Origin of the sequence: Alkalicoccobacillus porphyridii (assembly GCF_007293315.1) — a bacterium.
GTDB lineage: Bacteria > Bacillota > Bacilli > Bacillales > Bacillaceae_D > Alkalicoccobacillus > Alkalicoccobacillus porphyridii.
The window spans coordinates 1-267 of the sequence record NZ_VLXZ01000230.1 but is presented as its reverse complement, the minus strand read 5'-3'; the positions used below and the strand labels follow the sequence as shown (position 1 = coordinate 267).

The window sequence follows — 267 nt, the reverse complement described above, 5'->3', positions numbered from 1 at the left end:
CGACTTCCCTTTCCCAATTTCCGCTTGTCTTTCCCGATATTGGCTTCCCTTTCCCAATTTCCGCTTCTCTTTCCCGAGTTTCGACTCTCTTTCCCGATATCGGCTTCTCTTTCCCGATATCCGCCTCTCTTTCCCGCTATCGGCTTCTCTTTCCCGATATCCACTGCTCTTTCCCGATATCCACTGCTCTTTCCCGATATCCGCTCCGCTTTCCCGATATCCGCCCGCCACTCTCCCCATACAAAAAAAAGAGTAGACATCATCCAA

Annotated in this window: 1 protein-coding gene; it reads right to left on the bottom strand. The window is 50.6% G+C overall.

Going from position 1 to position 267, the window contains the following annotated elements:
• Window positions 1–267: hypothetical protein (locus FN960_RS23090; protein ID WP_221936862.1), on the bottom strand; the 267-nt coding region annotated here is incomplete at both ends.